Consider the following 4,656-nt stretch of genomic DNA (forward strand, 5'->3'; position numbering starts at 1 on the left):
TATAAAAAAATGTTCCATCTTCAGTCATTGCTAAATCTTTCTAAATTCTCTTCCTTCCTGACTACTGACTCCTTCTTCAAGACATTTTTTTCATCTAAATTAAGTTAAAAGCTCCTACTACTTTCCAATAATTTATCTAAATCTGGCACATTTACCCAAGTACCTGTCATATTAGATTCATGGGTTAAATCCATTAATAACTGAGAATAAACACCTTCTCTCAGAGATGGAACTATAGATTTTCCTACCTCTATTGCTTTTACCCAATTATCAACTACTCTAATAAAAGGTGCAATTCTACCATCAGGATAAACTTGAGGAAATTCTAATCTGTCAGGAATTTTTATTTCTGCTAAAGTCTCCCCATTTTGAGAACCCCAAACTTTAAACCCATGCACATAATCTTTTTGATTATCGCTACCTATAATTAATGTACCTTTACTACCATAAACTTCTAGCCAATGACCACGCCCTTGATAGGTGACAGAACTAATACAAATTTGACAGGGAGTACCATCCGCCAAATCTAGCATAATATTACAAGTATCATCTGCATCTACAGGTTTTAATTTGTTATTCTCTGTGGGGTCAGGACGAGTTTTAATGGAAGTATTCAGTTGTCCCCAAAGTTTTTTCGCAGGTCCAAATAACCAGTTAATATAATCAAAAGAATGAGAAGCGATCGCTCCTAATGCACCACCACCTTTATCTTTTTGAGCATACCAATTCCAAGGACGATTTGGATTAGCACGACTTGATGCTAACCAGTCAATTTTTATTAGGCGTTTATCTCCTACATATCCATCGGCTAAAATTTCTGCAAATAGTTGCCAAGCAGGAACATAACGAAATTCAAAATCCATAGTTGCTACACATTTATTAGTAGCAGCAATCTGATATAGTTCTTGGGCTTCTTCTACTGTTAAAGTTGTAGGTTTTTCTAACAATAAATGTTTGCCTGCGGATAATACTTTTTTTGCCATTTCATAGTGTAAAAATGGTGGAGTAGAAATTGTTACTGCAGCAATTTCAGGTATAGAAATAATTTCTTCTATAGTGTTAAAAGCATGAGGAATATTATGCTTTAATGCGATTGATTTAGCTTTTTCTAAACTGGGGTTATAGACAGCTAATAGTTTTGTTTTATGATGTGCTTGTAAACCTGGTATATGTACTTTTTTGCCGAATCCTGTGCCAATAACTGCAACATCAATAGTTTTATTCATAATTGTTTCTAAGAAGGAAAAGGGAAGAGGGAAGAAGGAAGAAGTAAAAGGGAGTAAATATTGAAAACTAAGGGAAAAATGATAGATATAGCAATTTAAATGATTTGTGAAAAAGCTGTAGGAGTTTGGTTTCCAAATCCTATCTTTGCTTGGGTTTAGAGAGCCAACCACTATGATAAAATGTTATAACCAATTTAGGATTATATATAGCTATACCCTGCTCCCTATTTACAAATTATTACTATTGACTATTGACTATTGATTTTTAACTTTTAACTTCATCAATTATCCATTCTATTACTTGCTTACCCAGATTAACATTATCAAGCAAATCAATTTCCCTAATTCCTGTAGGGCTAGTAACATTTACTTCTGTCAGATAACCACCAATTATATCTATACCAACAAAATATAAACCATCTGCTATTAATTTAGGTGCTAAATACTCACAAATTTCAGATTCTCTTTCAGTAATTTCTGTCTTAGCAACTCTCCCACCTACTGCCATATTTCCTCTAAATTCTTTACCAGTAGGAATCCTATTTACTGCTCCAATAGACTTACCATTAAGCATAATAATTCGCTTATCCCCTTCCTTTGCCGCTGGTAAATAACTCTGAATCATCACAGGTTCTTGACCTTGTTTTGTACTAATTTCTATCAGAGAATTAAAATTGCGATCGCTCGGTTCCAAAAATAAAATTCCCTCTCCAGCTTTTCCTCCTAAAGGTTTCAAAACTGCTGCTCCTTGTGACTCTAAAAAATTTCTAATTACCTCTTTTTCTTGACTAACAATTGTCTCTGGAATTACTTTTTTAAACTGCAAAGCATACATTTTTTCATTAGCAGTACGTAACCCTTGAGGAGAATTTATGACTAAAGTTTTTTCTGGATTAATATAATCTAAAATATAAGTAGCATAAAGATAAGAAATTGTTACAGGTGGGTCTTTGCGCATAAATACAGCATCCATTGACTCCAAAGGTTGCAGCATTGCTTTGCCTATGTCATACCAAGGGTTACTAGCAACCCAATGATTTTCTACCCTTTCAACTGGCATTAAATGTACACGTTTAAGTGTTGCCCAAGCTTGACTTTCAATAGTACTTAATTGATTAACTTCCGTTATCCAGACTTCGTGACCAAATTCTTGAGCAGCTTCCATCAGTGCAACGGTACTATCATGAACTGGGTTTAATCGTTCTATTTGGTCTATGATGAATGCAAATTTCATCTTTATTTGGTTTATCTATTTCAAAATATTTGTAGTCATCAAGTAGGGGAAAATAATTATCTTAAAACAAGACATAAATACCTATCCAACCAAAACTATTTTCTGAAAATAGGGTTAAAAAGTTTCTAACTCCGGGGTCTAATGCTACAACTCGTCCAAGATTCTCCAGATTGTACTTTGGTAAATCCACTGACAAACAAAGGTAATATTGTCCTCGTTGCACAACTATTCTGCCATCCCCAAAACCTTCTGGTATTGGTTCTTTCAATCTAATTTGACCTAGTTTAGTGTGGTAAATACCTTTAGATGATACTGCCGATTTAGGTATGTAGCAAGACTGGGTCGGGTTTTTACGAGATTTGAATCTAACCTGCTGAACCTGTCTTGTCTTAGAATACTTAACCTTTGCTTCTCTAACTGCTATACAAGCATCACGAATGGCAATGGATTTTATCTGGTAAGGAACAGGTTTAGACCACTCAGGCAAATTATTCAAGATACCACCTTTGATTGCTTTCCAATGGGCTTTGGTATCTGGTTGCTGAAGGTATTCAACGGTTCGGTTATAGGTAAACCTAGCCACACCTATCCATTGTCTGAGTAGTTGTCTTTGTTCACTATTTAGGTAAATCCGAATCTTCTTTGATTTTTTGCTTGTACTTTCTAAGTCCGTGGACTCTACAGGAGAATATGTGGATGATAGAGAGAACATCGGCGACCATTTCTGATTCTGGACAGTATACAGTTTTGTCGAGAACCAGGATTTTTCCACCGTTTTGTTCGACCAAATACTGTATAAGCTCGAATCCAAATCTGGTAAGTCTGTCCCTACAGGTAACAATAATTGTGAGCTTATCCCCTCGCAAGAGTCTGTCCAGTATGGCTCTAAGACCTTTTCGTTTGAAGTTGAGTCCACTGCCGATGTCTTTGATAACTTCTGCTTCTGGGTACTGGTTTTGCATGAACTCAACTTGTCTATTGAGGTCATCTTTTTGTTTTGCTGATGAGACTCGGCAGTAGCAAATAAGGGTAGTTCTAGTTGCACCTCTGATGTAAGATTGTGTGTTATACAATCTTTGCCCGGCTTCGTTTTTAATAATTTCGATTTTGCCTTCATCTGCATATTTGCGTAGTGTGTTAGGATGCAAGCCAAGTATTTCTACGGCTTTCCTAAGTGGAACATAACCCATAATGCTATTTTAACATATAGGAGCTTATGTTAACAAATGTTAGCAAATTATCAATAGTTAGTCAACCTCCCAGAAGTTGGTCTAGTTTCCCTTCAGATTCTAGTCCGTATAGCTCATCACAACCACCGATATGTTGATCATTGATAAAGATTTGGGGCAAAGAACGACGGCCATTTGCTCTCACAGTCATCTTTTCCCGTTCTACATCATCGCCATCTATAGCGTATTCTTGATAGTTTACTTGTTTTTGATCTAAAAGAGCTTTAGCACGAATACAAAATGGACAACTTAACCAGGTGTAAATTTCTATATTAGTAGACATAATTAATTACCCATAAGTAACATTTCTTAAGTAATTGTAATATTAACTTGCTGTTTAGGAATATTTTTAGATTTTAGATATTTTTTGCTGGTGCGTTTGGGAAGTGACTAATATCATGTTCGGTTAAATACTTATACTTTGGAGAAAGGAAGGCAGAGGGCAGAAGGGAAAGAAAGGTTTAGACTAAATTTTGGGGTCTTCAGATAATTTGCTCAGAAGCAATGAAGACTTGAAACTCAGAACCCTTCGAGAATATAAGGGGTGCAGATGTTTTCAATGTTGTTGATTATTTTTCTTTTTTGGCGAGGCAAGGGTGAAGCTGACATTATTCAAAAAGTCTTTCCAGGGCACAAGTAACCCATAGCACCTTAGTGGATAATTGACTGAAAAGTCTTTGCAATGCTGCAATGCGAAATAGCTTCAGTCTTGTTGGCCTATCTCACTATTCTCCCTCGGCAAGTTTCCCGCCTGCCTTAATTAGTCTAAACTCCAGTCCGCACGACAAAATGTAGTATAAAAACAAGTAGTCAATAGTCAGTGGTCAGTAGGAAATGATGTGTAGCTTATGTCTGGGTAGAGTTTTGACCTAGTTGACAATTTACGTTATAACACAGTATAATTTGATAGTTATCTCTGGCCTGAGAAAATACAGTCGTAAACTTACGTAAACTTAAAAAAGGGCTA

5 protein-coding genes and 1 pseudogene are annotated in these 4,656 nt (G+C 35.8%); all 6 read right to left on the bottom strand.

All coding sequences use genetic code 11. The features are described from left to right. Nucleotides 1-104 precede the first annotated feature (104 nt). Nucleotides 105-1,229, bottom strand: coding sequence for a Gfo/Idh/MocA family protein (locus AC3DU7_RS25865; RefSeq protein ID WP_488042153.1), 1,125 nt, complete (start codon nucleotides 1,227-1,229; stop codon nucleotides 105-107). Between the two features lie 262 nt (nucleotides 1,230-1,491). Continuing rightward, complete coding sequence (gene gshB / locus AC3DU7_RS25870; RefSeq protein WP_488042150.1) at nucleotides 1,492-2,460, bottom strand: glutathione synthase; 969 nt, start codon at nucleotides 2,458-2,460, stop codon at nucleotides 1,492-1,494. 61 nt (nucleotides 2,461-2,521) lie between these two features. Beyond that, nucleotides 2,522-3,043 (bottom strand): nuclease/transposase family protein, encoded by a 522-nt coding sequence (locus tag AC3DU7_RS25875; RefSeq protein WP_488042154.1) that lies wholly within the window; start codon nucleotides 3,041-3,043, stop codon nucleotides 2,522-2,524. Between the two features lie 9 nt (nucleotides 3,044-3,052). Then, nucleotides 3,053-3,097, bottom strand: a pseudogene (locus AC3DU7_RS25880) (hypothetical protein); the annotation flags it as partial. Continuing rightward, a complete protein-coding gene (locus tag AC3DU7_RS25885; protein WP_488042151.1) occupies nucleotides 3,078-3,650 on the bottom strand; it encodes an IS607 family transposase in 573 nt (190 codons plus the stop codon). The pseudogene AC3DU7_RS25880 and the gene AC3DU7_RS25885, both read right to left, overlap by 20 nt. A gap of 61 nt (nucleotides 3,651-3,711) precedes the next feature. Further along, nucleotides 3,712-3,972 (bottom strand): glutaredoxin 3, encoded by a 261-nt coding sequence (gene grxC / locus AC3DU7_RS25890; protein WP_488042152.1) that lies wholly within the window; start codon nucleotides 3,970-3,972, stop codon nucleotides 3,712-3,714. Nucleotides 3,973-4,656 lie beyond the last annotated feature (684 nt).

Source organism: Okeania sp., from assembly GCF_983059655.1.

What these genes read in the sequence shown, in the direction of transcription:
- AC3DU7_RS25885 (WP_488042151.1), bottom strand. Translation starts at nt 3,650, where the DNA reads ATGGGTTATGTTCCACTTAGGAAAGCCGTAGAAATACTTGGCTTGCAT.
- gshB (WP_488042150.1), bottom strand. Translation starts at nt 2,460, where the DNA reads ATGAAATTTGCATTCATCATAGACCAAATAGAACGATTAAACCCAGTT.
- grxC (WP_488042152.1), bottom strand. Translation starts at nt 3,972, where the DNA reads ATGTCTACTAATATAGAAATTTACACCTGGTTAAGTTGTCCATTTTGT.